The 26,989-nt window shown below is 73.8% G+C and carries 24 protein-coding genes and 6 tRNA genes; 21 read left to right on the plus strand and 9 right to left on the minus strand.

Annotated elements, in window-relative coordinates:
- The first annotated feature begins 122 nt into the window (after positions 1–122).
- The 5 genes from ACIBAI_RS25540 (at position 123) to ACIBAI_RS25560 (ending at position 8,504) form a co-directional block, all read left to right on the plus strand.
- Positions 123–761, plus strand: a complete 639-nt coding sequence (locus ACIBAI_RS25540) for a GNAT family N-acetyltransferase (protein ID WP_399037735.1) — start codon at positions 123–125, stop codon at positions 759–761.
- A 116-nt stretch (positions 762–877) separates the two neighbouring features.
- Positions 878–2,098: a precorrin-6y C5,15-methyltransferase (decarboxylating) subunit CbiE gene (cbiE, locus tag ACIBAI_RS25545; protein ID WP_399037737.1), complete on the plus strand. Its 1,221-nt coding sequence runs from the start codon at positions 878–880 to the stop codon at positions 2,096–2,098.
- A gap of 365 nt (positions 2,099–2,463) precedes the next feature.
- Positions 2,464–6,240: a nicotinate-nucleotide--dimethylbenzimidazole phosphoribosyltransferase gene (gene cobT / locus ACIBAI_RS25550; RefSeq protein WP_399037739.1), complete on the plus strand. Its 3,777-nt coding sequence runs from the start codon at positions 2,464–2,466 to the stop codon at positions 6,238–6,240.
- A gap of 146 nt (positions 6,241–6,386) precedes the next feature.
- Positions 6,387–7,619 carry a uroporphyrinogen-III C-methyltransferase gene (gene cobA, locus ACIBAI_RS25555; RefSeq protein WP_399037740.1) on the plus strand — a complete coding sequence of 411 codons (1,233 nt, stop codon included), beginning with the start codon at positions 6,387–6,389 and terminating at the stop codon, positions 7,617–7,619.
- Positions 7,620–7,685: 66 nt separating this feature from the next.
- Entirely contained in the window at positions 7,686–8,504 is an 819-nt protein-coding gene (locus tag ACIBAI_RS25560; protein WP_399037742.1) for a TrmH family RNA methyltransferase, read from the plus strand.
- 116 nt (positions 8,505–8,620) lie between these two features.
- Here ACIBAI_RS25560 and ACIBAI_RS25565 read toward each other — a convergent pair whose 3' ends face one another.
- On the minus strand, positions 8,621–10,099 hold the full coding sequence (locus ACIBAI_RS25565; protein WP_399037744.1) for a protein kinase: 1,479 nt from the start codon (positions 10,097–10,099) through the stop codon (positions 8,621–8,623).
- Positions 10,100–10,294: 195 nt separating this feature from the next.
- On the opposite strand from ACIBAI_RS25565, the gene ACIBAI_RS25570 reads away from it, so the two are divergent.
- The 4 genes from ACIBAI_RS25570 to ACIBAI_RS25585 all read left to right on the plus strand — a co-directional run bounded on the left by ACIBAI_RS25570 (position 10,295) and on the right by ACIBAI_RS25585 (position 12,595).
- On the plus strand, positions 10,295–10,570 hold the full coding sequence (locus ACIBAI_RS25570; RefSeq protein WP_399037747.1) for a hypothetical protein: 276 nt from the start codon (positions 10,295–10,297) through the stop codon (positions 10,568–10,570).
- Positions 10,571–10,765: 195 nt separating this feature from the next.
- The gene (locus ACIBAI_RS25575; protein WP_399037749.1) at positions 10,766–10,975 is read left to right on the plus strand and encodes a hypothetical protein; all 210 of its coding nucleotides are present in this window, start codon (positions 10,766–10,768) and stop codon (positions 10,973–10,975) included.
- 307 nt (positions 10,976–11,282) lie between these two features.
- Positions 11,283–12,221, plus strand: coding sequence for a phosphotransferase (locus tag ACIBAI_RS25580; RefSeq protein WP_399037751.1), 939 nt, complete (start codon positions 11,283–11,285; stop codon positions 12,219–12,221).
- Between the two features lie 80 nt (positions 12,222–12,301).
- Positions 12,302–12,595: a zf-TFIIB domain-containing protein gene (locus ACIBAI_RS25585; protein WP_399037754.1), complete on the plus strand. Its 294-nt coding sequence runs from the start codon at positions 12,302–12,304 to the stop codon at positions 12,593–12,595.
- A gap of 67 nt (positions 12,596–12,662) precedes the next feature.
- On the opposite strand, the gene ACIBAI_RS25590 is transcribed toward ACIBAI_RS25585, so the two are convergent.
- The 5 genes from ACIBAI_RS25590 to ACIBAI_RS25610 form a co-directional block, all read right to left on the minus strand.
- A tRNA-Val gene (locus tag ACIBAI_RS25590) sits at positions 12,663–12,734 on the minus strand.
- A 33-nt stretch (positions 12,735–12,767) separates the two neighbouring features.
- Positions 12,768–12,839, minus strand: a tRNA-Val gene (locus tag ACIBAI_RS25595).
- Positions 12,840–12,863: 24 nt separating this feature from the next.
- Positions 12,864–12,935: transfer RNA gene (locus tag ACIBAI_RS25600), tRNA-Val, on the minus strand.
- 1 nt (position 12,936) lies between these two features.
- Positions 12,937–13,010: transfer RNA gene (locus tag ACIBAI_RS25605), tRNA-Cys, on the minus strand.
- Positions 13,011–13,047: 37 nt separating this feature from the next.
- Positions 13,048–13,120 (minus strand) — tRNA-Gly (locus ACIBAI_RS25610).
- A 180-nt stretch (positions 13,121–13,300) separates the two neighbouring features.
- Here ACIBAI_RS25610 and ACIBAI_RS25615 point away from each other — a divergent pair.
- The 3 genes from ACIBAI_RS25615 to ACIBAI_RS25625 all read left to right on the plus strand — a co-directional run bounded on the left by ACIBAI_RS25615 (position 13,301) and on the right by ACIBAI_RS25625 (position 16,182).
- Entirely contained in the window at positions 13,301–14,341 is a 1,041-nt protein-coding gene (locus ACIBAI_RS25615) for a chorismate-binding protein (protein ID WP_399037756.1), read from the plus strand.
- A 125-nt stretch (positions 14,342–14,466) separates the two neighbouring features.
- Complete coding sequence (locus ACIBAI_RS25620) at positions 14,467–15,288, plus strand: aminotransferase class IV (protein ID WP_399037759.1); 822 nt, start codon at positions 14,467–14,469, stop codon at positions 15,286–15,288.
- Between the two features lie 69 nt (positions 15,289–15,357).
- A complete protein-coding gene (locus ACIBAI_RS25625; protein WP_399037761.1) occupies positions 15,358–16,182 on the plus strand; it encodes a GNAT family N-acetyltransferase in 825 nt (274 codons plus the stop codon).
- A 10-nt stretch (positions 16,183–16,192) separates the two neighbouring features.
- On the opposite strand, the gene ACIBAI_RS25630 is transcribed toward ACIBAI_RS25625, so the two are convergent.
- Positions 16,193–16,717, minus strand: a complete 525-nt coding sequence (locus ACIBAI_RS25630) for a DsbA family protein (RefSeq protein WP_399037763.1) — start codon at positions 16,715–16,717, stop codon at positions 16,193–16,195.
- A gap of 207 nt (positions 16,718–16,924) precedes the next feature.
- Here ACIBAI_RS25630 and ACIBAI_RS25635 point away from each other — a divergent pair, with 207 nt between their 5' ends.
- Both ACIBAI_RS25635 and ACIBAI_RS25640 read left to right on the plus strand, forming a co-directional pair.
- The gene (locus tag ACIBAI_RS25635; protein ID WP_399037765.1) at positions 16,925–17,356 is read left to right on the plus strand and encodes a hypothetical protein; all 432 of its coding nucleotides are present in this window, start codon (positions 16,925–16,927) and stop codon (positions 17,354–17,356) included.
- Positions 17,357–17,539: 183 nt separating this feature from the next.
- Positions 17,540–17,713 (plus strand): hypothetical protein, encoded by a 174-nt coding sequence (locus tag ACIBAI_RS25640; RefSeq protein ID WP_399037767.1) that lies wholly within the window; start codon positions 17,540–17,542, stop codon positions 17,711–17,713.
- Positions 17,714–17,824: 111 nt separating this feature from the next.
- On the opposite strand, the gene ACIBAI_RS25645 is transcribed toward ACIBAI_RS25640, so the two are convergent.
- Complete coding sequence (locus ACIBAI_RS25645) at positions 17,825–18,385, minus strand: CGNR zinc finger domain-containing protein (protein ID WP_399037769.1); 561 nt, start codon at positions 18,383–18,385, stop codon at positions 17,825–17,827.
- A gap of 267 nt (positions 18,386–18,652) precedes the next feature.
- A complete protein-coding gene (locus tag ACIBAI_RS25650; RefSeq protein ID WP_004002642.1) occupies positions 18,653–19,066 on the minus strand; it encodes an SsgA family sporulation/cell division regulator in 414 nt (137 codons plus the stop codon).
- A gap of 191 nt (positions 19,067–19,257) precedes the next feature.
- On the opposite strand from ACIBAI_RS25650, the gene ACIBAI_RS25655 reads away from it, so the two are divergent.
- The 7 genes from ACIBAI_RS25655 to ACIBAI_RS25685 all read left to right on the plus strand — a co-directional run bounded on the left by ACIBAI_RS25655 (position 19,258) and on the right by ACIBAI_RS25685 (position 26,969).
- Positions 19,258–19,710 carry a TIGR02611 family protein gene (locus tag ACIBAI_RS25655; protein WP_399037772.1) on the plus strand — a complete coding sequence of 151 codons (453 nt, stop codon included), beginning with the start codon at positions 19,258–19,260 and terminating at the stop codon, positions 19,708–19,710.
- Positions 19,711–19,786: 76 nt separating this feature from the next.
- A tRNA-Val gene (locus tag ACIBAI_RS25660) sits at positions 19,787–19,858 on the plus strand.
- Positions 19,859–20,296: 438 nt separating this feature from the next.
- Positions 20,297–21,586, plus strand: coding sequence for an ABC transporter substrate-binding protein (locus ACIBAI_RS25665; RefSeq protein WP_399037773.1), 1,290 nt, complete (start codon positions 20,297–20,299; stop codon positions 21,584–21,586).
- On the plus strand, positions 21,586–22,587 hold the full coding sequence (locus ACIBAI_RS25670) for a carbohydrate ABC transporter permease (protein ID WP_399037775.1): 1,002 nt from the start codon (positions 21,586–21,588) through the stop codon (positions 22,585–22,587). The genes ACIBAI_RS25665 and ACIBAI_RS25670 overlap by 1 nt, the downstream gene beginning before the upstream one ends.
- Positions 22,584–23,498 carry a carbohydrate ABC transporter permease gene (locus tag ACIBAI_RS25675; RefSeq protein ID WP_399037777.1) on the plus strand — a complete coding sequence of 305 codons (915 nt, stop codon included), beginning with the start codon at positions 22,584–22,586 and terminating at the stop codon, positions 23,496–23,498. The genes ACIBAI_RS25670 and ACIBAI_RS25675 overlap by 4 nt, the downstream gene beginning before the upstream one ends.
- A gap of 12 nt (positions 23,499–23,510) precedes the next feature.
- The gene (locus ACIBAI_RS25680) at positions 23,511–24,110 is read left to right on the plus strand and encodes a hypothetical protein (RefSeq protein ID WP_399037779.1); all 600 of its coding nucleotides are present in this window, start codon (positions 23,511–23,513) and stop codon (positions 24,108–24,110) included.
- Positions 24,111–24,227: 117 nt separating this feature from the next.
- Positions 24,228–26,969: a Tat pathway signal sequence domain protein gene (locus ACIBAI_RS25685; RefSeq protein WP_399037781.1), complete on the plus strand. Its 2,742-nt coding sequence runs from the start codon at positions 24,228–24,230 to the stop codon at positions 26,967–26,969.
- Positions 26,970–26,989 lie beyond the last annotated feature (20 nt).

Consider the following 26,989-nt stretch of genomic DNA (forward strand, 5'->3'; position numbering starts at 1 on the left):
CACGGGGTCCGCTCCCGGTGCGGGAGCGGACCCCGTGGTGCGGCAGCCCGCCGTCATGCTGCATGCTGGGCAGCTCAGCAGGTTCTGACGGTTCAGAAGGTCCGAAGGTTACGGAGCGGCGCATGACGAGCACCTTCCCCACCATCTCCATCAGCACGGAGCGGTTGGTGCTGCGTCCCCTCGACGAGGACGACGTGCCCGCCCTGGCCGAGATGATGAACGACGAGCAGGTCGCGGCCTGGACCGACGTCCCCCAGCCCTTCACCGAGGACGCCGCCCGCACCTGGATCACCGAGTACGCCCCCGCCGAACGCGCCGCCGGACGCGGCCTGGACCTCGCCGTCGCCGAGTTCCTCACCCAGCGCCTGGTCGGCGTCGTCCAGCTCACCAAGGCGAACTGGCACGTACGGTCCGCCGAACTGTCGTACATCATCGCCCCCTGGGCCCGCGGCGAGGGCTACGCCGCCGAGGCGGCCCTCGCCACCGCCCGGTGGCTCTTCCACGACCAGAAGTTCGAACGCGTCGAGCTGCGCACCGCCGCCGACAACACCGCCTCCCAGCAGGTCGCCCAGAAGATCGGCTGCATCAGCGAGGGCGTCCTGCGCAACGCCTGCATAGCGCACGTCCGCGCCGCGGACGGCACCTGGACCGACGTACGCACCGACTACATCGTGTGGAGCCTGCTGCCCGAAGACCTCGAGGGCGCCGGGGAGCGACCGGCCGGCACCGGCGGTTTCACCTCCTTCACCGACTGGAACTGATCCCGCGGAGGCGGCACCGCCGCCCCGCCCCGGGACCGCACCGGGTACCCTCACGGAGCCCGCCCACAGGCGGTGTTCCTCGGACGACCTGCGAAAACCCCTGGAGACTGACGACGATGGCCGACCGGGTCACGGTGATCGGCTGGGACGGTTCGCCGCTGACCGCCGCGGCACGCGCCGCCCTGGGCGCCGCCACACTGGTGGCCGGCGCCGCCCACCACCTGGCGCTGCCCGAGGTGCCGCCCGCCGCCGAGCGCGTCCGCCTCGGCAGCCTCGCCCTCGCCGCCCGCCGCATCGCCGCCCACCGCGGCACGGCGGTCGTGCTCGCCGACGGCGACCCCGGCTTCTTCGGCGTCGTACGCACCCTGCGCGCCCCCGAGTTCGGCCTGGAGGTCGAGGTCGTCCCGGCCGTCTCCTCCGTCGCCGCCGCCTTCGCCCGGGCCGGCATGCCGTGGGACGACGCCCAGGTGGTCGTCGCCCACCCCCGCACCCTGCGCCGCGCGGTGAACGTGTGCCGCGCCCACACCAAGGTCGCCGTCCTCACCTCACCCGGCGCCGGGCCCGCCGAACTCGGCCTGCTCCTGGAGGGGGTGCACCGCACCTTCGTCATCTGCGAGGAACTCGGCACCGAACGCGAGCAGGTCACCGTCGTCACCTCCGACAAGGCCGCCGACCACACCTGGCGCGACCCGAACGTCGTCATCGTCATCGGCGGCCCCGCCCGGACCGGCGGCCCGGACGAGCGCGGCGGCTGGATCGCCGGCCGCGACCCGGCCGCAGGGCCCCGCGGCTGGTCCCTGCCCGCCGAGGCGTACGGCGGCGGCCTCGGCGAGGGCGAGGCCGGTCTGCTGCGCGCCGCCCAGCTCGCCCGGCTCGGGCCGCGGCCCGGGGACCTGGTGTGGGACATCGGCTGCGGCAGCGGCGCGTTCGCCACCGAGGCCGGCCGCGGCGGCGCCGCCGTCATCGCCGTCGACCGCGACCCGGACGCCTGCGCCCGCACCGAGGCCACCGCCCGGCGCTTCGGCGTGCAGCTCCAGGTCGTGCACGGCACCGCCCCGCACGTCCTGGAGGACCTGCCCGAACCGGACGTCGTCCGCGTCGGCGGCGGGGGAGCGGCGGTGGTCTCCGCGGTCGCCGACCGCCGCCCGCAGCGCATCGTCACGCACGCGGCGACCCGGGATGCGGCCGAACTGGTCGGCCGCGACCTCACGGAGCACGGCTACGTCGTCGAGTGCGCCCTGCTGCAGTCCGTCGGACTCGACACGCGCACCTGGGCGGAGACGGAGCGGAGCGTCGCCTTCCTGCTCAGCGGTGTGCTGCCCGACCGCACGCCCTGACCCGGGACCGTCCCCGCGATCCGGTTGTCGTACCGCGCGCGGTAGGCTGGCCGATCGTCGTACCGCACTCGGACGCCCGGCGCCTCGCCGGCCGATGCCCGGAAGGCACGCCCGCTCCGGGGCGGGTGTGGTACGGCAGAACCGGAGGACGCGCAACGTGGCGCAGTCCACAGCGGAACCGCCGCGGATCAGGCTGTCGTGACGGGGGAACGGCCGCGACAATGCCACTCAATGGCTTTGTCGTCTTTTCCGGCGGGTCGTTCGTGCCGCTGGGCACGCACGCTCGTTGTTCACCGCGGGGCGGTCGGTGCGCCGTTCCGGGTGAGCTGGTCGTAGAAGCACTAACCGATGGGCGAGGGGTACGCATGACCGACACCGGCCAGGTCCCGGGCGAGGGGCTGCCGGAGAACGCAGGCACGGTGGAGCAGCCGGGCGTCCCCGCGCCCGGCGCGTACACCTACCTCTCCGAGACCACCGCCGAGGACGAGGACCTGTTGCTGCTGCCGGGCGCCCAGGGAGCCTGGGGCAACGAGGTCCCGCCGCCCGCGCCGGAACCGGTCGTCGAGGCCGTGCACGAGCCGGGCCCGCACGAGCTGTCCGGCCGCGACAGCGGCTCGGTCGACCTCGGCGGCGTCCGCCTGCCCGACCCCGCGCCGCCGGCCGCGCCGCGCCGGCCCCTGCACCTCGGTCCGCCGATCCCGGACACCTCCGCGAGCCCGGTCCGCTCCCTCGCCGACCGCGGTCCCGCGCACGCGCCGGTACGCCAGCCCGGGCCGCCGGCGACCGGCCCCGAGTACCTCGACGTCCCGCCGGAGGCGGCCCCGCAGGGGGGCGCGCCCTGGGGCGCTCCGACCGCTCCGACCGAGCCGCAGGCCCACGTCCGGCAGAGTGCCGGGACGGTGCCTGCCGAAACGGTTGTCCCGGCGCCGGAGCACACCGCCGGGACCCCGGACCCGGCCGTCGAGCCGGTGGGCGCGGCGCAGGCCGTGGTGGCGCGGGTGGCCGGTGAAGCCGCTGCCGACGCCGACGTCCAGCCCGTGGAGGCCGCGGGCGCGCCGCCGGAGGAGGCAGCGCAGGACGGTGCGTACGACGTAGGGGTCCCGCAGGGCGATGCGCACGACGCGCAGGCCCCGCAGGGCGGGACGGGCACGCCGGACGGCGACGCGGCGTACGGGGCGGAGACCGGGCCGGACACCGCCGGGACCGGGGCCGCCCCCGCGGGCACGCCGGGCGCCGGGGCGGACGGCGTGCAGACGGCCGTGCAGCCGGAGGCCGGCCGGACCCCGCAGGCCGCCCCGGTCGCCGCCGCGCCCGTCCCGGAAGCCCCGCAGGGACCCGCCCCCGACGCCGACGAGGCCGTACCCGCCCCGGACGCCGCGCAGGCCGTCGAGCCCGCCCCCGCTCCGGACGCCGTACTCGCGGAACCCGGCCCCGAGGCCGCCTCCGGCGGGGACGGGCAGCTCCCGGAGCCCGCCCCTGCCCCGGAGGCCGCACCCGCGGAAGCGGACGCCCAGGCCCTCCAGGCGGCGCCGTCGGAGGACGCGCAGGCCGCCGGTACGCCCGAGCCCCCGGCCGACGGGCCCGCCGAGGCGCCCGCTCCCGAGTCCGCCCAGCCCGCCGAGGCGCCCGTCGCCCAGGTCCCCGAGGCGCCCGTCGCCCAGGTCCCCGGGGCGGAGCCGTTCCCGGCGGCCCCCGCCGAACCGTGGGCGCCGCACCCCGAGGACGGTTCCGGCGCCGTCGTGTCCGGGGCCCCCGCCGATCCGGCGGCCCCGCAGGCGACCCCGGACGCCCAGCCGGCCCAGGACCCGGGGCAGGCCCAGCTCCCCGCCGTCACTCCGGCCGCGCACCCCTCCGAGACCCCCGAGGACGCCCGGCCGGCCCAGGAGCCGCAGCCCGCCCCGGACGCCCAGCCCGCCCAGGGCCCCCAGTCGGTGCCGGACCCCGCCGCGGCGCCCTTCCCGGCGGACCCCCTCCCTCCCGCCGCCCCCGCCGAGCCGCAGCCCCACGCCGCGGAACCCGGCACCTCCGCGCCCGCGGACCCGGCCGTCCCCGCGCCCGCGGAGCACACCGCCCCCGGCGCCACCACCCCCCTGCCCGGCGGCCCGACTCCCCCGGAGCAGCCTCCGGGCCCGTTCGCGCCGGCCGAGGGCCCGGTGCCGGCCACCCCGCACCTCGCGCCGGCCCCGGCGCAGGTCCCCTCCCCGTCGGCGGAGGGGCAGCAGGCGCCCGACGGCGCCGTCCCGGTCCCCGCGCCCCGCGAGGCCGACCCGGACGTCGCGCAGAGCGCCGACGACCTGGAGACCCGGGCCGCCGGACAGGAGGACCGGCGCGGCCCGCAGGACCAGCAGAACCCGCAGGACCCGGAAGAAGAGAGCACGGCCCCCGTGGCAGAAGCACGACAGTCCACCGGTCCGGCCGCGCCCCCCTACGCCGAGGCCGAACGCGAGGCCGTCCTGAAGGTCATGCGCGAGCGCCGTGACATCCGCAACGGCTTCCGCAGCGACCCCATCCCGCACGAGGTGCTGCTGCGCGTCCTGGAGGCCGCGCACACCGCGCCCTCCGTCGGCCACTCGCAGCCCTGGGACTTCGTCGTCATCCGCTCCGCCGAGACCCGGCGCACGATGCACGAACTGGCCATGCGCCAGCGCGAGGCCTACGCGCGGTCCCTGCCCAAGGGCCGCGCCAAGCAGTTCAAGGAACTGAAGATCGAGGCCATCCTCGACACCCCGGTCAACATCGTCGTCACCGCCGACCCGACCCGCGGCGGCCGGCACACCCTGGGCCGCCACACCCAGCCCCAGATGGCGCCGTACTCCGCCGCGCTCGCCGTGGAGAACCTCTGGCTCGCCGCCCGGGCCGAGGGCCTGGGCGTCGGCTGGGTCAGCTTCTTCGACGAGCGCGAGATGGTCCGCGCGCTGGGCCTGCCCGAGCACCTGGAGGTCATCGCCTACCTGTGCGTCGGGTACGTCGACGAGTTCCCGGACGAGCCCGAGCTGATGCAGGCCGGCTGGTCCAAGCGCCGCCCGCTGTCCTGGGTGGTGCACGAGGAGACGTACGGCCGCCGCGCCCTGCCCGGCGAGGAGCCGCACGACCTGCTCGCCGAGACCGTCGCGCAGATCCGTCCGCTGGACGCCAAGGCGCTCGGCGAGGCGTGGGAGCGGCAGAAGCGGATGACGAAACCGGCCGGCGCGCTCGGCATGCTGGAGATCATCTCCGCCCAGCTCTGCGGCCTGTCCCGCCAGTGCCCGCCGCCCGTCCCCGAGCCCGCGGCCGTGGCGATCTTCGCCGGCGACCACGGGGTGCACGCCCAGGGCGTGACCCCCTGGCCGCAGGAGGTCACCGGCCAGATGGTCGCCAACTTCCTGGGCGGGGGAGCGGTCTGCAACGCCTTCGCCAACCAGGTCGGCGCGGAGGTCTGCGTGGTGGACGTCGGCGTGGCCGCCGATCTCCCCGCCACGCCCGGTCTGCTGCCCCGCAAGATCCGCGCCGGTACGTCCGACATGACCGCCGGCCCCGCGATGACCCGCGAGGAGGCCAAGAAGGCCGTCGAGGTCGGCATCGAGACGGCCCGCGATCTGGTGGCGGCCGGCAACAAGGCGCTGCTGACGGGGGAGATGGGCATCGCCAACACGACGGCCTCCGCCGCGCTCATCTCCGTCTTCACGGGCGCGGACCCGGCCGAGGTGACCGGCCGGGGCACCGGCATCAACGACGAGACCCTCGCCCGCAAGACGGACGTCGTCCGCCGCGCGCTCGAACTGCACCGGCCCGACCCGGCCGACCCCCTCGGCGTCCTCGCCGCGGTCGGCGGCTTCGAGCACGCCGCCATGGTCGGCCTGCTCCTCGGCGGCGCCTCCCTGCGCACGCCGGTGATCCTGGACGGCGTCAGCGCCGGCGCCGCCGCCCTGGTCGCCCGCGCGATCGCCCCCGAGGTCCTCGCGGCCTGCATCGCCGGCCACCGCAGCGCCGAGCCCGGCCACGTGGCGGCGCTGAACAAGCTGGGCCTGCGCCCGCTCGTCGACCTCGACCTGCGCCTGGGCGAGGGCACGGGCGCGCTGCTCGCCCTGCCGCTGGTGCAGAGCACGGCACGCGCGATGCACGAGGTGGCGACGTTCGACTCGGCGGGCGTCACCGAGAAGTAGCGGGCACCCAGGAGCGGGGGCGGGGCGGCGCACCGCCCCACCCCGCCCCCGCCGTACGCTGAACCCACCCTTAAAATCCGCACGTCAGGGCCGCTCCAGAGCCGTAGCGCCCACCGCACGCCGCCCGTACGAGGAGCCACACCCTCATGGCCGAACACCCCGCCTACCCCGTAGGCCTCCGCCTCACCGGCCGCCGCGTGGTCGTCCTCGGCGGCGGCCAGGTGGCCCAGCGCCGCCTCCCGGCCCTGATAGCGGCGGGCGCGGACGTCCTCCTCGTCTCCCCCGAGGCGACCCCCTCCGTGGAGGCCATGGCGGACGCGGGCGAGATCACCTGGGCCAGGCGCCGGTACGCCGACGGCGACCTCGCCGACGCCTGGTACGCCCTGATCGCCACCAGCGACCCGGAGGCCAACGCCGCCGCCTCCGCCGAGGCCGAGCGCCACCGCGTCTGGTGCGTCCGCTCCGACGACGCCGACGCCGCCACCGCCTGGACCCCGGCCACCGGCCACAGCGAGGGCGTCACGGTCGCCGTCCTCACCACCCACGCCAAGGGCCGCGACCCCCGCCACACCGCGGCCGTCCGGGACGCGGTCGTCGAGGGACTGCGCGACGGCACCCTGGTGGCGCCCCACCACCGCACCCGCACCCCGGGCGTCGCCCTGGTCGGCGGCGGCCCCGGCGACCCGGACCTGATCACCGTCCGCGGCCGCCGTCTCCTCGCCGAGGCCGACGTCGTCATCGCGGACCGCCTCGGCCCCCGCGACCTGCTCGCCGAACTCCCGCCGCACGTCGAGGTGATCGACGCGGCGAAGATCCCCTACGGCCGCTACATGGCCCAGGAGGCCATCAACAACGCGCTGATCGAGCACGCCAAGCAGGGCAAGTCGGTGGTACGGCTCAAGGGCGGCGACCCGTACGTCTTCGGCCGCGGCATGGAGGAGCTGCAGGCGCTCGCCGAGGCGGGCATCCCCTGCACGGTCGTGCCCGGCATCTCCAGCTCCATATCGGTCCCGGGCGCCGCCGGCATCCCGGTCACCCACCGGGGCGTCGCCCATGAGTTCACCGTGGTCAGCGGCCATGTCGCCCCCGACGACGAGCGTTCCCTGGTCGACTGGCCCGCCCTCGCCAGGCTGACCGGGACGCTGGTGATCCTCATGGGCGTCGACAAGATCGGCAAGATCGCCGAGACCCTCGTCGCCCACGGCAAGTCCCCCGACACCCCGGTCGCCCTCGTCCAGGAGGGCACCACGGCCGCCCAGCGCCGCGTCGACGCCACCCTCGCCACCGTCGCCGAGGCGGTCCGTACGCACGAGGTCAGGCCCCCGGCGGTCATCGTCGTCGGCGAGGTCGTCACCGTGGGCCCGCGCGAGCCGGAGTGACCCGGAGCGACCCCCCCCACCGCTCCGAGCCGTTGGCACCCCACCCAGGACGAGGCAGTATCACCCGTGGCCGATCTCATCACCGTCGACGACCCCGACGACCCGCGCCTGCACGACTACACGGGCCTGACCGACGTCGAACTGCGCCGCAGGCGCGAGCCGGCCGAGGGCCTGTTCGTCGCCGAGGGCGAGAAGGTCATCCGCCGGGCCGGGCAAGCCGGCTACGAGATGCGGTCCATGCTGCTGTCGGCCAAGTGGATCGACGCCCTGCGGGACGTCATCGACGAGCTGTCGGCCCCGGTGTACGTGGTCAGCCCGGAACTCGCCGAGCAGGTCACCGGCTACCACGTGCACCGCGGCGCGCTCGCCTCCATGCGGCGCAAGCCGCTGCCCACGGCGGCCGGCCTGCTGCGGACCGCCCGCCGGGTCGTGATCATGGAGTCGGTCAACGACCACACCAACATCGGCGCGATCTTCCGCTCCGCCGCCGCGCTCGGCATGGACGCGGTCCTGCTCTCCCCGGACTGCGCCGACCCCCTCTACCGCCGCAGCGTCAAGGTCTCCATGGGCGCGGTCTTCTCGGTCCCGTACGCGCGTCTGGACGCCTGGCCCCAGGACCTGGAGCCGGTCCGCGAGGCGGGCTTCACGCTGCTCGCGCTCACTCCGGACGGAACGGCCCGGACCCTCGACGAGGCCGCCCCGCACCGGATGGAACGCGTGGCCCTGATGCTCGGCGCCGAGGGCTCCGGCCTGTCCCGGCGGGCCCTGGCCGCCGCCGACGCGTGGGTCCGCATCCCCATGTCCCACGGAGTGGACTCCCTCAACGTGGGCGCCGCCGCAGCGGTCGCCTTCTACGCGGTGACGGCAGGCCGCCCCCGCACCTAGCGCCCCGGCGGACGGCGTCCGCCCCGCCGCGGGACCCGGCACGCACCCTCGCCACCGCCGGAGCGGGGGAGGCGTCCCCGTCCGCCGCCCCTGTACGGAGGTCCGCCGGAAGGGCCCTAGCCGGCCCGGCCGGACGCCGACGCGCGCCGCTCGGCCGTGGACTCCCCGGCCAGCGGCCCGGAGTCCTCCCGCACGGGCTCGTACTCCTGCTCCTGCCGCACGCCGTTCCCGCCGTCCAGTCCGCGCGCGGGTCCCTGACAGCCCTGTGCCGCCGCGATGCCCAGCGCCACCAGCAGCGTCACCACGACGAACACGAACAGCCGCTGCCGCAGCAGCCGCGGGTTGGCGGGCCGCAGGCCCGTCCCCGTCGTCCGGGGCACCGGACGCCCGGCGCCGCTGCGTGGCGCGGGGCGGCTGCCGCTGCCGGACCGCGCCGTGTTCCGTCCGGTGCTGCGGGACGCCGGCGTGGGCCGCGCCCCGGACCGCGCCGGCCTGCCGGCGCCGCGTGCGGAGCCGCCCCGCGACGGGACCCCGCCGCGCGCGGGAGTGGTGCCCCGCGCGGGAGTGGTGCCCCGCGCGGGAGTGCTGCCGCGCGCCGGAGTGGTGCCCCGCGCCGGAGTGCTGCCGCGTCCCGGGCCGCCGCCCCGCGGCGCGGGAGTCCCCGGCGCGCCCTGCTGCGGACGCCGCCGGCCGCGGTCCGGGTAGGTGTCGGCGAGCCGGTCCGCCTCCCCGGCCCGCGGCGCGGGCGGCCGCGCGTCGGTCGGCCCCTGGGCCTCCCGGGCCGCGATCTCCTTGAGCCGCAGCGACAGCTGGAGCGTGCTGGGCCGCTCGTCGGGGTCCTTCGCCAGGCACGCCCGGATCAGCGGGGCCAGCGCGTCCGGGACGCCGTGCAGCTGGGGCTCCTCGTGCACCACGCGGTACAGCATCACCTCGGAGCTGCCGTGCCCGAAGGGCGAGTCCCCCATGGACGCGTACGCCAGGGTGGCGCCGAGCGAGAACACGTCCGTGGCCGGCGTGACCGCCGCACCGCGCACCTGCTCCGGCGCGAGGAAGCCCGGTGAGCCGACCGCCGTACCCACGTGGGTGAGCGTCGAGGCGCCGGTCGCCCAGGCGATGCCGAAGTCGATGATCCGCGGCCCCTTCGGGGACAGCAGGATGTTGGACGGCTTCAGGTCCCGGTGCACGACCCCGGCCTCGTGCACGGCGACCAGCCCCTCGGACAGGGCGGCCCCGATGGCGGCGACCTCCGCCGCGCTCAGCGGCCCCTCGTCGACGACCTTGTCGTGCAGGGAGGGGCCGGGTACGTACTGCGTCGCGAACCACGGCCGGTCCGCCTCCAGGTCGGCCGCCACCAGCCGCGCGGTGCACCCGCCCCTGATCCGCCGTGCCGCCGAGACCTCACGGGCGAACCGCGAGCGGAACTCCTGGTCCTCCGCCAGATCCGGCCGGATGACCTTCAGCGCGACCCGCTGCCCCTTCTTGTCGGAGCCCAGGTAGACCACGCCCATTCCGCCCGCGCCGAGCCGCCTGTGAAGCCTGAACGAGCCGACGACGCGCGGGTCCTCGCGCCTCAGGCGCATCATCGCCATGTTCATCCCCGCTGCCCGGTCCTGTGACGAGCCACAGCTTACGTTTCCACGGCCGCCCACGCGCAGAGGCCGCGCCCTCTCGCCCCGATCGATTGTCAGTGCCGGGTGGGAGACTTGGAAGGTGGTCGAGGAACGCGCGAGCAGGCCGGCGGCACGCCGCCTGTGATCCCAAACAGCGGTCACAGAAGGGGGATTGGACCCGTGAAGGGTGATCGTGTGGAGATAGTCGTGGACGCCGGCGACACGACGCGCACCTACGAGGTCGTGGCGAGCAGGGCGGGCCGACGGGTGGAGACGGCGGTGCGCCGGGGCGTGGTGGAAGTGAGCGAAGTCACCCGCTCCGGGACAGTTGTACGAACGGCCCGCTTCATGGCGACCCGGGTCCTCGCCCTGGTCGAGCAGCCGGTTCCGCGCGAGGACAGCTCGGAGAAAGCAGGGCACAGCGGTCGTCCCCTCCGGGAAGACCCCGAGACGTGAGCCGCCTTCTCCACCCAGGGGAGTAGACGGCAGGCCATGGCTCATCCTCCGGGAGGCCCGGCAATCGGTACGCGGGCATGACGCCCGGGCGACCGCCGGACGCCTAGATTCGAGGTCGAGCGGCGGGTGCGGCACTCGTCCCCCGGGGCCGGGCACCCGCCGCCGACGACAACACCGAACGGTCAGGAGAGGGCCATGGCCCGCACGGCACTGCGGACACCGGTCCGCGCGCGGGAGCGCAGGGCGTACACCGCCTCGTTCCGCTCCCGCCGCCAGGGCCGCCGCCACCCCGCGGTGGCGACGCTGATGGCCCTTCCCCTGGCGGCCCTGCTCCTCCTCGTCTTCGACGGGTGGGAGACAGTGGCCACACAGGCGTCGTCCGTGGGTGTGATGCTGGGGCGCTGAGCGGCGACCCCAGGCCCGGAAGAGCGGTCCGGGCGGGGACATCCATCCATGAAACCCCGTGGGGACGGGGGTGCGGCGGACGGCACGGATGCCGGCGCGGCTGGGGAGCCGCGCCGGCATCGCCGTGCCGTGCGCCCGAGCCGTCCGCCGCGCCCGCGGCGAGGGCGCTCCGTCGCGGGGAGGGGAGCCGGCGGCGGATCGCGGCACGTGGGGACGGACCGGGGCCGGCCTCGTCCCGGTCCCGCTCCGGCCGGCCCCGGCCCCCTCGCGTACGCTCGCCGCACCGACCCGCACGACCGGGAGACCCGTGACCACGAACCCCCTCCTGTCCGGGCTGACCGCCCACGCGACGGCCGCGGCCCACTCCCGTACGGCGGCCTGCGTCTGCGGAGCGGCCGTCGTCCTCGCCGACCGGCCCGACGCCGCCGTCGCCCGGCACGCGGACACCGTCGCCAAGGCGCACTCCGCCGGCACCGACCCCGGCGAACTCGGCGTCCGCCTCGCCGTCGCCGCCCGCCTCCCCGGCATCCTCCTGCCCCCGCTCGACCCGACGCCGGCCGACCTGCACGGCAGGCTCGTGACGTGCTGGCCCTACGGCAGCCCGGTCGACCCGGACGATCCCGGCGCCGCCCCCTGGGAGGCCGCCGCCACCCTCCTCGCCCGCCTGCACCGGAGCCCCGCCCCGCCGGGCCTGCCCCCGATGCGCGGGCCCGCCAAGGCGGCCCGGGCCGTCGCCCGCCTCCGGGCCGCCGGTCCGCACCCCGGCACCGCCTCCGTCCTGCGGGCCTGGGCGGCCCTGCCCGCCTGGGCCCGCGCCGAGGCGCCCCTGCCGGACACCGCCACCCTGTGCCACGGCGATTTCCACCTCGGTCAGCTCGTGCGCCATCCGGCTCCCGACGGGCCCTGGCTGCTGATCGACGTCGACGACCTCGGCACCGGCGTCCCCGCCTGGGACCTCGCGCGTCCCGCGGCCTGGTACGCCTGCGGCCTGCTCCCGCCCAACGCGTGGCACCGCTTCCTGGCGGCCTACCGCGCGGCGGCCGGCCCGGCCGTTCCCGCGGACGGCGACCCGTGGCCCGCCCTCGACGTCCCCGCCCGCGCCCTGACCGTGCAGACCGCCGCCCGGGCGATCACCAAGGCGGTCGCCGCCGGCCGCGCGCTGGACGGGGCCGAGCAGGCCGTCGTCGACGCCTGCCACCGAATGGGTACCGTCCCCCCGCAGTTCACCCCGGGCTTCGCGACGTAGGGTGCAACCGACCGCAGCCGGACAGAGTCTGTCCCGGCGGTACGCGAAGCAGGACCGACCGGCGAGGAGTTGAACCGACCATGCAGTGTCCGAAGTGTCATGCCCCGATGCACACGTACAACCGCAACGGTGTCCAGATCGAGCAGTGCAGCGGCTGCCGGGGGATCTTCCTCGACTACGGCGAACTGGAGGCGCTGACCCGTCTGGAGGCCCAGTGGTCCCAGGCCGCCCCGCCGCCCCCGCAGTCCTACCCGGCACCGCCGACCCCGCAGTCCTACCCGGCGCCGCCGGCCCCTGCCTGGGGGGCCCCGCACGGCGGCCACCACGGCCACCACCACCGCAAGAGCTTCGGGCGCATGCTGTTCTCCAGCTGAGCCGGCCGCGCGGCACGGACGACGAAGCCCCCGGCCGTTTCGCACGGCCGGGGGCTCCGGTGTGATGTGGACGATACTGGGATTGAACCAGTGACCTCTTCCGTGTCAGGGAAGCGCTCTCCCGCTGAGCTAATCGTCCTCAGGACCATGATCAGAGATCATGGGTACTGCGTGCGCGATACTGGGATTGAACCAGTGACCTCTTCCGTGTCAGGGAAGCGCTCTCCCGCTGAGCTAATCGCGCGAGTCGGATCTTCCGAAGATCCAGTGGACGATACTGGGATTGAACCAGTGACCTCTTCCGTGTCAGGGAAGCGCTCTCCCGCTGAGCTAATCGTCCTTGGAGGTGGAGACGGGATTTGAACCCGTGTAGACGGCTTTGCAGGCCGTTGCCTCGCCTCTCGGCCACTCCACCAGGAGTACAGGGGACCGGGAGGACCCCTCTTCCTTCGAGCGGACGACGAGGCTCGAACTCGCGACCTCAACCTTGGCAAGGTTGCGCTCTACCAACTGAGCTACGTCCGCTTGTCGTTTCCGGTCCGCTCCCGCGTCCCGGCGACGTGTTGAACTCTAGCGGATTCCGGGGCCAGTACAAAAACGCGTTTGCGCAGCGTGCCGCCCTGCGCCTGGTCACGGAGGCGGCCGGGGTCCCCGGAGGGGACGTGCGCGGGTCGTCCCGCAGGCGCCGGTCCTAGACTCGACCGCGTGCCCGACCTGCCTCCTCTCGCTCGCTTCGGCGACCGCGTCGCCACCGGTCTCCTCGACGTCACGAGCGATCCCGAGGCCCTGGACTCCAGTGGTTTCTGGGCCGTGTGCGCGGACTTCGAGGGCGGCCTGACCTGCGCGCGCTTCCGGGACGTGCGCCGAGAGCCGGTGCCCGCGCCCGTGCCGGGCCGGTGGCGGGGGCCGGGCGTCGGCGACTGGACGTCCTCGCTCGACCGCGCCGCGTACACGGCGGCCGTGCGTCGCGTCCGCGAGCACATCGCGGCCGGCGAGGTCTACCAGGCGAACCTCTGCCGGGTGCTCTCCGCGCCCCTCCCGCCCGGCGCCGACGTGGACGCCCTCACCGCCCTGCTGGCGCGCGGCAACCCCGCGCCGTATGCAGGAACGATTCGCCTGCCCCGGCACGGAGTGGAGACGGCGACCGCGTCGCCGGAGCTGTTCCTGCGGCGCGCCGGGCGGGCCGTGGAGTCGGGGCCGATCAAGGGCACCGGGCGTACCGAGGCGGACCTGCTGGAGAAGGACTACGCCGAGAACGTGATGATCGTGGACCTGGTCCGCAACGACATCGGGCGGGTCTGCGCCACCGGCAGCGTGACCGTGCCCGACCTGTGCGTCGTGGAGAAGCACCCGGGCCTCGTGCACCTGGTGTCGACGGTCCGCGGGGAGCTGCGGACCGGCGCCGGCTGGCCGGAGCTGCTCGCCGCCGCCTTCCCGCCCGGCTCGGTCACCGGTGCGCCCAAGTCGAGCGCCCTCGGGATCATCGCGGCCCTGGAGACGGCGCCCCGGGGCCCGTACTGCGGGGGCATCGGCTGGGTCGACGCCGACCGGCGGACCGGCGAGCTGGCCGTCGGCATCCGCACCTTCTGGATCGACCGCGCGGAGGGCGCGCTGCGCTTCGGCACCGGCGCCGGCATCACCTGGGGATCCGACCCCGAGGGGGAGTGGCGGGAGACCGAGCTGAAGGCGTCGCGGCTGCTCGCGGTAGCGTCGGGAACATACGAGGTGAGTGAGGGGACCCCCTGAGGTGCCGCCGTGCTCCTCCGCGCACCGTGCGCTTCGGAGGACGCCGCGGCGCACGGCGGCTCCGCCGCCGGCCGGACCCCCGGCCGGTGTGGCGCACCCGGCACAGAGTTGCGAGGTAGAGAGCAGTGAAGCTTTGGCTCGACGGCGGGCTGCGGGACATCGAGTCCGCCCGCGTCTCCGCCTTCGACCACGGGCTGACCGTGGGCGACGGCATCTTCGAGACGGTGAAGGCGGTGGACGGCAGGCCGTTCGCGCTCACCCGCCACCTCGACCGGCTGACCCGTTCGGCGCGCGGCCTCGGCCTGCCCGGCCCCGATCTCGACGAGATCCGCCGGGCCTGCGCCGCCGTCCTGGAGGCCAACCCGATGCCGCTCGGCCGGCTGCGCATCACCTACACCGGCGGCCAGGGCCCGCTCGGCTCCGACCGCGGCGACCACGGCCCGACCCTCCTGGTCGCCCTCGGCGAGACCACCCGCCGTCCCGACACCACGGCCGTCGTCACGGTCCCCTGGACCCGCAACGAACGCGGCGCGCTCACCGGCCTGAAGACCACCTCCTACGCGGAGAACGTCGTCGCGCTCGCCCGGGCCCACCGGCAGGGCGCCTCCGAGGCGCTGTTCGGCAACACGGTGGGGCAGCTGTGCGAGGGCACCGGGTCGAACGTCTTCGTCGTCCTCGACGGCGAGATCCACACCCCGCCCCTGGCCTCCGGCTGTCTCGCGGGCGTCACCCGGGCCCTGACCCTCGAGTGGACCGGCGCCAGGGAGACGGACCTCCCGCTGGACGTCCTGCGGCGGGCCGACGAGATCTTCCTGACGTCCACGCTGCGGGACGTCCAGGCCGTGCACCGGGTCGACGACCGCGAACTGCCGGACGCACCCGGCCCGGTGACCGCCAAGGCGATGCGGATCTTCGAGGAGCGGGCGGCGGACGACCTCGATCCGTGAGCGGCCCGATCCGCGGAAGGCGGGGACACCCGGCTGACCCGGGGCGCGGCAGCGGGTAGAACACTCCTGATGACCACGACCCTGCGGCCGACCGAGCCGCTCCAGCAGCACGCCGACGGGACGCGCTCACGCCGTTACCAGGTGTGCGTGAACAGCCGTCCCGTCGGCGCCGTGCACCTCGGCACGCATCCCGTCTTCGGCGACGCCGTGGCCCGGATCCTGCACCTGCGGATCGAGGAGCCGGACCGGCGGCGCGGCCGGGGCACGGTGGCCGCGCTGGCCGCGGAGGAGGTTGCGCGCGGCTGGGGCTGCCGGCGCATCGAGGCGGCGGTCCCCGCCGACGCCGGGCCGGCCCTGCGCCTCGCCACGGCACTCGGCTACGTCGTGCGCAACCGCGGCATGGAGAAGCCGCTCGGCGACGCCCCGCCCGGCCTGCCCGAGGGCAGCCGGGCGCGGCCCATGACGGACGCGGAGTTCGGTCCCTGGCTGGCGCGCGGCAAGGAGGACTACGCCCGCGACTGGAGCGACCGCGGCGTGCCCGAGGCCGAGGCCCGCGCCAAGGCGGAGCGGGACCACGCCACCCTGCTGCCCGGCGGCCGGGCCACACCGGGCATGCTCTTCAGCGTCCTGGAGCACGCGGGCACACCGGTGGGCACGCTGTGGCTGGCGGTGCGCGAGGAGAACGCCTTCGTCTTCGACGTCGAGACCGGCGCCGCCCACCGCGGCCAGGGGCACGGGCGCTCGCTCATGCTGCTGGCCGAGGCCCAGGCGATCACCGCGGGCAGGCGGACCATCGGCCTCAACGTCTTCGCGGGAAACACCCCCGCCGAGCGGCTCTACGAGTCGCTCGGCTACGAAACGACGCAGTACGGCCTGTACAAGCCGCTGCTGTAGCGGCCCCGGGTCAGCCGGTCGGCCCGGCCAGCAGCCGGTCCGCGATCTCCTCGACGCGCTCGCGCAGGCCCTCCTGGCTCCTGCCGCCGTCGAGGCGCTCGCCGCCGATGACGTACGTCGGGGTGCCGGTCACCCCGATCGCCCTGCCCTCGGCCTGGTCGGCGTCGACGATCAGGATGTGCCGGCCGTCGATCAGCGCGGTGTCGACCTCCTCGGCGTCCAGGCCGAGTTCCCGGGCCACCTCGACCAGGAAGGGCTCTCCCTTGCGGTCCAGCTCCTCGACCCGGCCCAGTACGGCCTCGACGTACTCCCAGCCCCGGCCCTGTTCCAGGGCCTCCTCGGCGGCCTGCGCGGCGGCGAAGGCGTGCTTGTGCTTCTCCAGCGGGAAGTGCCGCAGCCGCAGCTCCAGCCGGTCGCCGTAGCGGGCCCGCAGGGCACGGAGGTCGTCCAGGGCGGTGCGGCAGTCCGGGCACTGCAGTTCGCACCACACGTCGAGAACGGGGACGGCGGGACGGGCGGGGGAGGAGTCGCTCATGGGCCCAGTCTCCCAGTCCCGGCGCCGGCGGCCCAAACGGGACCTCGCCCGGCGCGGTCGCGCGGCCGGCACCGGTACCTGCGGAGGAGCCGGCCCGGAGATGTCCCTGATGTCCGGCCGGGGCATGGCCGGGTGGACCCGGGGCGGTGCAGGATGGAGGGGGGACGAAGCGTCCCCTGCCCGAGCGCGCCCCGCCTGGAGGACCGGATGATTGCCGAGACCGTCTGCTCCGCCGTGTCCGCGGCCGGCCTGGGCATCGCGGCGGTCACCGCGTACCGCCGGCGCTTCCTGACCGCGGCCCGCATCGCCGCCTACGCGCTGGTCCCGCTCGGCCTGGTGCTGGCCGGCGTCGTCGACTGGCTGGCCGGCACCGCCTTCAGCCCGACCGCCTGGGCGGGCTTCGGGCTGCTCGGCGCCTCCTGGCTGCTGTTCGCCACGACCCGCGCCGTGGAGCGCCGCCGCGGCGGCACCCGCGGGGAGCGCAGGGCGGCCCGGGCGGCCGCCCGGGGCGACGCGGCGGCCTCGGCGCCCTCCCTGGGATCCGGCTCCCGGCCCGCGGCCGGGTCCGCGGGCGCGTCCCGCGCCGCCGAGGACGACTTCAGCGACATCGAAGCCATCCTGAAGAAGCACGGCATATGAGGAAGCGCGGCGTCCGAGGGGCCCTCGCGGTTCCGCCCCGGCGGACCGGAACGACGCAGTGATCCCTGGGCGTGCGGAAACGATCACAACCCGAAAAGGACAACACGGAAAACAGCGAAGTACCGCTCGTTAGGGGTGTATTGATCGCGTCGGGCGCACCGGCTGCGCCATCATCGCCGCGAGATGCTGGACACGACACAGAGCGACACCGCGCCGACACGGGAAGAACCGCAGGAAAAGCCGGACGAGCCGCGCGGTTGCCTCTTCGCCCTTTCCCAGCCACCGCTGATGATCTTCCTTGCGGTGATCGGGTGTCTGCTGCTCATGGCCGCGTTGCACGATCTGCTGCTGCTGTGAGCCGTACCCGCGCTCCCCGGCGCCATCCGCCGGGGACCGCGCGGACACGGGCGTCCGGTCCGCGGACCGGCGGGGGAGCGCTGCCACCGGTGTCCGCGACGCCGGGGCGGATCAGCCCGCCGCCTCCTTGCGGCGCGCCCGGTACGCGGCCACGTGCAGGCGGTTCCCGCACGTACGGCTGTCGCAGTAGCGCCGCGACCGGTTGCGGGAGAGGTCGACGAAGGCACGCCGGCAGTCGGGGGCCTCGCAGCGGCGCAGCCGTTCCCGCTCTCCGGCGACCACGAAGAACGCCAGGGCCATTCCGCAGTCGGCGGCCAGGTGATCGGCGACGGACGCGCCGGGCGCGAAGTAGTGCACGTGCCAGTCGTAGCCGTCGTGGTCCGTGAGCCGGGGCGTGGTGCCCGCGGCGGCCACCAGTTCGTTGATCAGCCCGGCGGCGGTCCGCGTGTCCGGGGCCGCGAAGACCGCGGCGAACCGCCCGCGCACCGCGCGCACCGCCGAGAGGTCGAACTCGGAGAGCACCCCGACATCGCTGACTTCGTGCGTGCGTACGAATTTCTCCAGGGCCGTCACGTCCGGCAGCCCGTCCGGCGTCGTGTCGTCCTCCGGTGCGGTGTTCACCAGATCGACCACGGTGTCGAGGGCGCACCGGGTGTCGTGGGTGATCAGCACGATTCGCTCCCTGGCCTGGGGGTCGGGCGGGCGCCCGCCGATGCTGGCCGATGGTAGTGGCTCCCGCATGCGGCGTTACCGGCTTCGGCCCGTGACTGCCGGTACAACGGCACCGGCGGAGCCGGGGTTCCCGTCCGCACGCAAGCGTCCGGCACCGCCCCGCGGAGGCCCGCGGCGACGGCGCCGGTGTGTGCCGTATGCGGTTGTCCCGGCCCGAACCGTCACCCCGAGTCGACGGCGCCGGGCGGCTTCGCGAGGAGCTGCGGCCTAACTTTCCGCCAGGATGTGCGAGAGCTCCTGATCCAGATCGAAGTGCCGGTGCTCCGTGCCGGGAGGGACGGCGGCGTCGGTCCGCTTCAGGAAGGACTCCAGGGCCCGTGCCGGGGCTTCGAGCAGGGCCTCCCCCTCCGGGGAGCTCAGGGCGATGCACACGACGCCCTGACCGTGGCTGCGCGACGGCCAGACGCGGACGTCGCCGGTGCCCGTGGGACGGTGCAGCCCCTCGGCGAGGAGGTCGCGGGCGAACACCCACTCGACGGTCTCCTCGGCTCCGGTGTGGAAGGTGGCGTGCACGGCGTAGGGGTCGGCCGTGTCGTACCGCAGGCCTGCGGGGACAGGCAGGGAGGACTCGCTCGACACAACGAGGCGCAGGTGCAGCTCGCAGCTGACCGTGGTGTTCATAAGCGCCAGGGCCTTTCGCTCAGTGTGCGCTCGGGGATTCGCACGTCGGCGAAATCGACATGCCACCTACAGTGCCGTTGTAAACCCCTCTGAGTGTTTTGGGTGCCTTTACGTAACTCTTCCGGCCGAGAGATCGTTGTCGGGGTGCGGTCATTCCGGTGGCTCGTCTGCCTCGGGTAGGGTTTGGCCGTATGAACACGGGGAGTGACGAGCCGGGCGAGGTAGCCGTGGCATCCGACGAGACCAGGACGGACGGGGCGCACAGCGAGCAGGGGCTCGGCTCCAGGGCGCCGGAATTCATCAAGACCCGCCGTGTGCTGCACCTGAGCTGGCAGGTCGGCGTATTCGTCGTCGGGCTCGCGGTCGTGGGCGCGGGCATCGTCATGCTGCCGCTGCCCGGACCGGGCTGGGTCGTGATCTTCGGCGGCATGGCGATCTGGGCGACCGAGTTCGTCTGGGCCCAGATCGTCCTGCGCTGGACCAAGCGCAAGGTCACCGAGGCGGCGCAGCGCGCCCTCGATCCCCGGGTGCGCCGCCGCAACATCATCCTGACGACGATCGGCCTGGTGATCGTCGCCGTCATCGGCGGCATCTACGTCTGGAAGTTCGGCATCGTCATGCCCTGGAAGATCGAGGACCAGTGATCCGCAGCGGGGTGCGCGCCCGGCCGGCGCCGGTCACGGGCACCCCCTGACATGGGGTAATCTTCTTTCTGTGCCCGGGCGATTAGCTCAGTGGGAGAGCGCTTCGTTCACACCGAAGAGGTCACTGGTTCGAACCCAGTATCGCCCACCCGGACCGGCGGCCCGCCTGCGACTGAGCAGGCGGGCCGCCGTCGTTCGGGGAGCGGGGCGGCGCCGCCGTCCCGGCGGGTGGCCGGACGGCGCCGCCGTGAGGGCCGGGCGCGCGCCGCGGGGCCTGTACCGTCCGGGCCGTCACGGCCGGCGAAGCCCTCCACTTCCCGCCCGTCTTCATCCAACCGTGACCTTCCCCGGCGCGTGCCCCACGGTGTCGGCCGGTGTTCGGCCGGTCGATCACGACGTTCCTACCTGCGCACTCCCGGTTGAGCGGCCGAGCTGGAGCGGACTGCCGGCCTCCGCTGCCCGGTCGCGCCGCCCATGAATTCCTGTCCGAATCATTGACGTCCCCGTAGGGCCTACGTAACTTGTGCCAGCAAGCGCTTACTTGAAACGATTCATGGGGCGAACGCAACGTCGCGGGGAGGCTCACATGCAGCAGGGCAGGAATGTTGAGAGGCGGACAGTCCTCAAAGCGGCCGGGGCCTCGCTGGCCGTCGCCGGACTGGGCGCGACGGCCACGGCCTGCGGTGGTGGCAGCGGCTCGGGAGACGGAACGGTGACGATCCGTTACGCCTGGTGGGGTGCCCAGGACCGGGCCGAACGCATCAACAGGACCATCGCGCTCTTCGAGAAGAAGTTCCCGAAGATCAAGGTGAAAACCGACTTCCAGCCGTACGCCGACTTCTGGAAGAAGTTCAACACCCAGGCCTCCGGCGGAAATCCGCCGGACGTCTTCCAGAACGCCATCGGATTCCTGCGCAAATACGACGCCAAGAACGTGCTGCTCGATCTCGGCGAGCAGGTGAAGGCGGGCAACCTCTCCATGGACGGCTTCCGGGCGGGCCTGGAGAAGTTCGGCGAGATCGACGGCAAGCTCCTCGGCGTTCCCGTCGGTTCGAATTCGATGGCCCTGGTCATCGACAAGCCCGTCTACACCAGGGCCGGCGTGAAGCCCGAGATGGGCTGGACCTGGGACGACTTCGACGCGGCGCTGAAGAAGATCCGTGACAGGACCGGGCGCGCCGGCGACAGCGGCATGTACGGCGTCATGTACCTCTACGACCTCCACCTCCGGCAGAACGGCAAGGCGTTCTTCACCGAGAAGGGTCTCGGCTTCACCGAGGCGGACCTGACGGACTGGTGGACCAAGGCCGAGAAGGGCGTGAAGGCCGGGCTGTACGCCGACGCCAGGAAGGTCGCCCAGATCAAGCCCAAGTCGGCCCTCTCCGCCGAACTCGCGGGCAGCGAGTTCACCTGGGACAACTTCACCGTCCGCTACACCTCCGAGGGCAAGAGCGAGTACGGCCTCGCGCCCATCCCGACCACGGACGGCAAGAGGACCGGCCAGTACCTCGGCTCCCTGATGCTCAGCGCCTCCAAGCGGACTCAGCACCCCGAGGAGGTCGCCCGGTTCATCGACTTCATGGTCCACGACCCCGAGGTCGCCAAGATCATGGGCTACGACCGCGGCGTGCCGGCGACGCAGGCCCAGTACGAGGCGTACCAGCCCACCGACCCGGTCGACAAGGCGATCGCCGCCTACGAGGAGTCCCTCGTCGAGGCGGGCGTCCTGGAGACCATCACCCCGCATCCGGCCGGCGCCGACATCTGCGAGGCCGCCTTCCTGCGCATCGCGGAGGAACTGGCCCTCGGCAAGCGGTCCGTGGACGACGCCGTCAAGCAGTTCTTCAACGAGTCGAAGACGGCTCTCGGCAGCTGATGGGAACCGCCGTGACACACGCCCCTGCGATGGAGGACCTGACCGAGGACTCCGAGCCGCGGCACGGTCCGGTGACCCCCGGGGGCTCCGCCGCCCTGAAGCGGCGGGGCCGCCGGGAGAACCTGGCCGGCTACCTGTTCATGTCCCCCTGGATCGCCGGGTTCCTGCTGCTGACGGCGGGCCCGATGGCGGCCTCCCTCTACTTCGCGTTCACCGACTACAACCTGTTCGACGCCCCCCGGTGGATCGGCCTGGACAACTTCTCCGAGATGTTCGCCGACCCGCGCTGGCGGCACTCGGTGCGGGTGACGCTGTGGTACGTCGTGGTCGGTACGCCGATCAAGCTGATCCTCGCCCTCGGCGTGGCGCTGCTCCTGGCCCAGAAGCGGCGCGGCCAGGCCTTCTACCGGGCCGCGTTCTACGCGCCGTCGCTGATCGGCGCGAGCGTGTCCATCGCCATCGTCTGGAAGGCGATCTTCTCGGACGACGCGGCCGTCGACCGCGCGCAGCAGTTCCTCGGGTTCGACGCCGGCGGCTGGGCCGGCGACCCGGACATGATCATCTACAGCCTCGTGGCGCTCACCGTCTGGCAGTTCGGCGCCCCCATGGTCATCTTCCTGGCGGGACTCAAGCAGGTGCCGCGCGAGTTGTACGAGGCGGCCGACGTGGACGGGGCCGGCAAGCTGCGGCAGTTCTGGAACATCACGCTGCCGATGATCTCCCCGGTCCTCTTCTTCAACGTCCTGCTGGAGACGATCCACTCCTTCCAGATCTTCAGCTCGGCGTACATCGTCGGCGGTGGCGCCGGAGGCAACGCCTGCGGTCCGGCGGACGGCTCGATGGTCTATACCTGCTATCTCTACGTCCAGGGCTTCGAGAACAGCCGGATGGGCCTGGCCTCCGCCATGGCGTGGATGCTGCTGATCGCCGTGGCGCTGGTGACCGCGGTGCTGTTCTGGTCCCAGAAGCGCTGGGTGCACTACGAGGAGGACGCCCGATGAGCTCCCCCGGTCTGTCGACTCCGCTCGATCGGGGGACACCCCCGTCGGCCCGGTCCGCGGGGGGCGGCGCCCTGCGCCGCCGGCTCCCCGGTTCGCTCGCCTGGCACCTCGGCGCGCTGGCCCTCCTCGCGGTGATCCTCTACCCGGTGCTGTGGGTCGTCGGCGGCTCCTTCAAGAGGAGCGAGGACATCGTCGGCAGCCTGGACCTCTTCCCGGGCGATCCCATCACCGACAACTACACGCGCCTGACCGAGGGCATCGCGGACGTCCCGATCTCCACCTTCTTCATGAACTCGGTGTTCCTGGCGGGAGGTTCGGTGGTCGGCGTCCTGCTGTCCTGCTCGCTGACGGCCTACGCCTTCGCGAAGATCAGGTTCGCGGGCCGGAACCTGCTGTTCACGCTGATGATCGGCACCCTCCTGCTGCCGTACCACGTGCTGCTGATCCCGCAGTACGTGCTGTTCCGCAACATGGAGATGATCAACACCTACACCCCGCTCCTGATCGGCAAGTACCTGGCCACGGAAGCGTTCTTCGTGTTCCTGATGGTCCAGTTCATGCGCAACCTGCCCAGGGAGCTGGACGAGGCGGCCCGCCTCGACGGCTGCGGGCACTTCCGCATCTACTGGTCGATCGTGCTCCCGCTGAGCCGGCCCGCCCTGATCACCAGCGCGATCTTCACCTTCATCAACGCCTGGAACGACTTCATGGGCCCGCTGATCTACCTCAACGAGCCCGACAAGTACACGGTCTCGCTGGGCCTGAAGATGTTCGTGGACCAGGATGCCGTGGCCGACTACGGCGGCATGATCGCCATGTCGCTGGTCGCCCTGCTGCCGGTCCTGGCCTTCTTCCTGGCCTTCCAGCGCTATCTGATCGACGGCATGGCGACCAGCGGTCTGAAGGGCTGAGGTGACCCGGCCATGAGGCGGACGCGCGTCGAGGACCGCACCGGACGGGGGGAGTCGCTGCTCGCCGAGCGGTTCGCCCTGTTCGCCGAGTGCCTGCTCACCGGGGTGTGGATCGCGGTGGCCTCCCTCGGCGTGGTCACCTGGCCCGCCGCGGCCGCCGCCGGTGCCCGGCACCTGCGGCGGCGCACCGCCCACGAGGGCGGCGGCTGGCGCGAGTTCGCCGCCGACTTCCGGTCGGCCGCGCGCCGCGGCTGGCTCGTCGGGCTGGCCGGCTGGGCCGCCGCGGCCGCCGTGTGGGTGGACGTGCAGGCCGTGCGGGCCGGCCTGCCGGGCGGCCCGCTCGTGGGCGCCGTCGGACTGTCCGCCCTGATCGGCGCGGCCGTCGCCGTGCTGCGCGCGGCGGCCGTCTGGCGGCCCGGCGCCTCCTGGCGGTCGCTGCTCGCCGGTGCCGGGCGGCGGACCGTGCTCGACCCGGCCGGCTCCTTCCTGATCGTCGGCGGGCTGGCCGTGGTGGTCTGCTCCGCCTGGATCGTGGCGCCGCTGGCGGTCCCCGTGCTGGGGGCCGTCGCGGCGGCGGCCGTCGCCGTGGAGGAGCGGTACCGGCGCCGCTGACGGCCGGCGCCCCGCAAACGGGGCCGGCGCCCCGGGCGCCGCGCCTCTTCCTGTCATGCCCCTGACCATCTTGGTACGGAACGCTTCCCGCACGGACGAGGAAAGGCTGGATCCCCCATGTCCCCCATCCCCCGCAGATCCCTCCTCAAGGCGGCCGCCGTCGCCGGAGCCGCCGCCCAGTTCAGCTGGGCGCTGGGAGCGCAGAACGCCCAGGCCGCGCCCGCGGCCGGGACCGCCGACGCCGACCCGGTGACCCTGGACTGGCTGGAGGAGGGCGGCCTGGGCGCCGCCCCCGGCTCCACCGTCGGCGTGCCCTGGCCCAAGGGCGCGTACCGGGAGGACCAGACGTTCGCGCTGACGGACGCGGACGGCAAGGCCGTGCCCGTGCAGTCCTGGCCGCTCGCGTACTGGCCGGACGGCTCCCTGAAGTGGACCGCGCACGCGGTCGGTTCGGGCACCGGCAAGCTCACCCTGACCGCCGGGACCCCCGCCGTGCCCGAGAAGAAGGTCGCCGTCGACAGCGGCGGAGGCACCGTCACCGTCTCGACCGGCGTCATCACCGTACGGATCGGCAAGTCGGGCACCACCCTCGTCAAGTCGGTCACCCGCGGCTCCACCGAGATCGCCAGGAACGGGCGGCTGGTGCTGCTGCGCCAGCCGGAGTTCGAGGACGGCGACCAGACGGCGGCGAAGACCGAGCGCTTCGACGGCGCGATCCTTGGGGTGAAGGTCGAGCAGGAGGGCCCGGTCCGCGCGGTCGTCCGCGTCGACGGCAAACACCGCAAGGGCGACCGGAGCTGGCTGCCGTTCTCCGTGCGCCTCTACTTCTACGCGGGCGCCGACTCCTTCCGCATGGTGCACACCATCACCTACGACGGCACCCAGGAGCCCGGCAAGGCGAGCGGCGACTTCATCCGCGGCCTCGGCGTCCGCTTCTCCGTGCCGATGCGGGACGAGTCCTACGACCGGCACATCCGCATCGGCGGCGAGGGCACCGGCCTGCTGCGCGAGGCCGTCAAGGGCATCACGGGCCTGCGCCGCGACCCGGGCGCGGCCGTCCAGGCGGCCCAGTTCGAGGGCAGGAAACTGCCCGACCCGGCCACCTGGGACCAGCGGGTCACCACCCGCCTGCAGTACATCCCCGAGTGGGGCGACTACACCCTCTCCCAGCTGTCCGCCGACGGCTTCACGGTGCGCAAGCGCACCAAGAAGGGCTACGGCTGGATCCCCGCGGGCGGCGGCCGGCGCGCCTCCGGCTTCGGCTACGTCGGCGGCACGAGCGGCGGACTCTCCTTCGGCCTGCGCGACTTCTGGGAGAAGTTCCCCGCCCAGCTCGACATCCGCGGCGCCCACACCGACGAGGCCGAGGTCACCCTCTGGCTCTGGTCGCCCGAGGCGCTCCCCATGGACCTGCGCTTCTACCACGACGGCATGGGCCAGGACACCTACGCCGAACAGCTCGAGGGCCTCAACATCACCTACGAGGACTACGAGCCCGGCTTCGGCACCCCGTACGGCATCGCCCGCACCTCCGAACTCCTGTTCTGGGCCAACGAGTCCACGCCCGGCGCGGAGCGGCTCGCCGAACAGGTCCGGGCCGTGCGCGTGCTCCCGCAGCTCGCCGCCCCGCCCAAGCAGCTCATCAAGGCCAAGGTGTTCGGCCCCGGCCTGTTCGCCGAGCCCGACCGCTCCACCCCGGCCAAGGCGAGGATCGAGGACCACCTCGACTTCCTCTTCACCTACTACAAGGACCAGGTGGAGCAGCGCCGCTGGTACGGCTTCTGGGACTACGGCGACATCATGCACACCTACGACACGGCCCGGCACCAGTGGCGCTACGACGTCGGCGGCTACGCCTGGGACAACTCGGAGCTGTCGCCGGACCTGTGGCTGTGGTACGCCTACCTGCGCTCCGGCCGCGCGGACATCTTCCGCTTCGCCGAGGCGATGACCCGGCACACCGGCGAGGTCGACGTCTACCACATCGGCGAGTGGGCCGGCCTCGGCACCCGGCACGGCGTGCAGCACTTCGCGGACAGCGCCAAGCAGCAGCGCATCGCCAACACCACCTACCGCCGCTTCTACTACTTCCTCACCGCCGACGAACGCGTCGGCGACCTCATGCACGCCAACGTCGACTCCGACGAGACGTTCCTGGTGCTCGACCCGCAGCGCAAGGTCCGCCCCGACCCGGACTACCAGCCCGACCCGCACGCCCTGTCCATCGGCTTCGGCACGGACTGGTCCGGCCTGGTCTCGGCGTGGCTGACCGAATGGGAGCGCCGGGGCCCCAAGTGGGAGAAGGCCAAGGCGCGGGTGCTGTCGACGATGGAGACCATCGCCGCCCAGCCCAACGGCTTCGTGCAGGGCAGCGGCCTGTACGACCTGGACACGGGCAGGTTCGCCGTCGCGGACCAGCCGGCGGTGTCCGTCTCCCACCTCTCGGCGGTCTTCGGCCTCAACGAGCTGTGCGCCGAGCTGATCGACCTCGTCGACATGCCGGAGTTCAAGGAGGCGTACCTCGACTACTGCCGCTACTTCAACGCCACCAAGGCCGAGCAGGCGGCCCGCTACGGCAGCAACTTCGGCTCGCTGATCCTCTTCCAGGGCCACTCGCGCCTCGACGCCTACGCCGCCGTCCAGACCGGCGACGAGAAGCTCGCCGAGCGGGCGTGGGACAAGTTCTACAACTCCGACGGCTACCGGGAGTCCGCCCCCTGGAAGACGGAGGAGATCAGCGGCCCGGTCGCGCTGGTGCCCGGCAGCGAGGCCCCCTGGGTGTCCACCAACGACACCGCGCTGTACGGCCTCGCCGCCATCGAGAACCTGGCGCTGCTCGGCGACAGGATGCCGTCGTAGCCCACCGGTCCGGCTTCCCC

Source organism: Streptomyces sp. NPDC051041 (genome assembly GCF_044456065.1).
In the GTDB taxonomy this organism is placed as follows: domain Bacteria; phylum Actinomycetota; class Actinomycetes; order Streptomycetales; family Streptomycetaceae; genus Streptomyces; species Streptomyces glaucus.

Excerpts from the sequence above, each read along its gene's own strand:
- ACIBAI_RS25575 (WP_399037749.1), top strand. The coding sequence starts at position 10,766 with ATGGCCCGCACGGCACTGCGGACACCGGTCCGCGCGCGGGAGCGCAGG.
- ACIBAI_RS25565 (WP_399037744.1), bottom strand. The coding sequence starts at position 10,099 with ATGAACATGGCGATGATGCGCCTGAGGCGCGAGGACCCGCGCGTCGTC.
- ACIBAI_RS25675 (WP_399037777.1), top strand. The coding sequence starts at position 22,584 with ATGAGCTCCCCCGGTCTGTCGACTCCGCTCGATCGGGGGACACCCCCG.
- ACIBAI_RS25625 (WP_399037761.1), top strand. The coding sequence starts at position 15,358 with ATGACCACGACCCTGCGGCCGACCGAGCCGCTCCAGCAGCACGCCGAC.
- ACIBAI_RS25630 (WP_399037763.1), bottom strand. The coding sequence starts at position 16,717 with ATGAGCGACTCCTCCCCCGCCCGTCCCGCCGTCCCCGTTCTCGACGTG.
- ACIBAI_RS25655 (WP_399037772.1), top strand. The coding sequence starts at position 19,258 with ATGAACACGGGGAGTGACGAGCCGGGCGAGGTAGCCGTGGCATCCGAC.
- ACIBAI_RS25585 (WP_399037754.1), top strand. The coding sequence starts at position 12,302 with ATGCAGTGTCCGAAGTGTCATGCCCCGATGCACACGTACAACCGCAAC.
- ACIBAI_RS25665 (WP_399037773.1), top strand. The coding sequence starts at position 20,297 with ATGCAGCAGGGCAGGAATGTTGAGAGGCGGACAGTCCTCAAAGCGGCC.
- ACIBAI_RS25650 (WP_004002642.1), bottom strand. The coding sequence starts at position 19,066 with ATGAACACCACGGTCAGCTGCGAGCTGCACCTGCGCCTCGTTGTGTCG.
- cbiE (WP_399037737.1), top strand. The coding sequence starts at position 878 with ATGGCCGACCGGGTCACGGTGATCGGCTGGGACGGTTCGCCGCTGACC.
- ACIBAI_RS25640 (WP_399037767.1), top strand. The coding sequence starts at position 17,540 with ATGCTGGACACGACACAGAGCGACACCGCGCCGACACGGGAAGAACCG.
- cobT (WP_399037739.1), top strand. The coding sequence starts at position 2,464 with ATGACCGACACCGGCCAGGTCCCGGGCGAGGGGCTGCCGGAGAACGCA.
- ACIBAI_RS25680 (WP_399037779.1), top strand. The coding sequence starts at position 23,511 with ATGAGGCGGACGCGCGTCGAGGACCGCACCGGACGGGGGGAGTCGCTG.
- ACIBAI_RS25540 (WP_399037735.1), top strand. The coding sequence starts at position 123 with ATGACGAGCACCTTCCCCACCATCTCCATCAGCACGGAGCGGTTGGTG.
- cobA (WP_399037740.1), top strand. The coding sequence starts at position 6,387 with ATGGCCGAACACCCCGCCTACCCCGTAGGCCTCCGCCTCACCGGCCGC.
- ACIBAI_RS25635 (WP_399037765.1), top strand. The coding sequence starts at position 16,925 with ATGATTGCCGAGACCGTCTGCTCCGCCGTGTCCGCGGCCGGCCTGGGC.
- ACIBAI_RS25670 (WP_399037775.1), top strand. The coding sequence starts at position 21,586 with ATGGGAACCGCCGTGACACACGCCCCTGCGATGGAGGACCTGACCGAG.
- ACIBAI_RS25685 (WP_399037781.1), top strand. The coding sequence starts at position 24,228 with ATGTCCCCCATCCCCCGCAGATCCCTCCTCAAGGCGGCCGCCGTCGCC.